Source organism: Nocardia sp. NPDC058497, from assembly GCF_042720195.1.
GTDB lineage: Bacteria > Actinomycetota > Actinomycetes > Mycobacteriales > Mycobacteriaceae > Nocardia.
The window spans coordinates 427-1,012 of the sequence record NZ_JBHXMY010001071.1 but is presented as its reverse complement, the minus strand read 5'-3'; the positions used below and the strand labels follow the sequence as shown (position 1 = coordinate 1,012).

Sequence of the window (586 nt, the reverse complement as noted above, 5' to 3'; positions counted from 1 at the left end):
GCTTAGAGCGGGCGGCCCACCCCGCGCGAGACACACCCCCCCTGGGGGGCTGGCGCGGGGGCCCGCGGGGGGGGGGGGGGGTGGGGGGGGCCCCCAACCCCCCCCCACGTCCATGGCGATGTCGGTGTCGGACACTTCGGTGATGTGTACGTCCTCGGCGCGCAGGAACGAGATATCGACGCGGGACTTGGGTTCGTAGTAGTCGGCCATCCACCCGCATCCCCAGGGGACACGCTTGCTGACCGAGACCTTGTGAGCCTGGTCGGCGTCGACGAATGCCGGTAGGGCCGCGCAGCTGTCGAGCCGGGAGAGTTTGGTGTCGACGTTCTGCGCGGTCGACCCCTCGCGCAGGGGCCGGGTTTTCAGCAGCGGCAGCGATGCGGTGGCGACCTCGATGGCCTCGGCGCACAGGTCGATCGGCCCAGACAAGGTGGCGGCGAACACCACCCAGCTGATCAGTTGGCGGTCATCGAAATTCGTACTGGCCGTGCAGAAGTCGCCACCGAAATTGTTGTAGGCCACGGTGGTGCCGCCGACGTCGATCTTGGTGCCCCACCCGGGTTCGGGAATGGTCCCGATCGACACC

Annotated in this window: 1 pseudogene; it reads right to left on the bottom strand. The window is 68.8% G+C overall.

Annotated elements, in window-relative coordinates:
* Positions 1-586: pseudogene (locus tag ACFWPJ_RS33785) on the bottom strand (hypothetical protein); the annotation flags it as partial.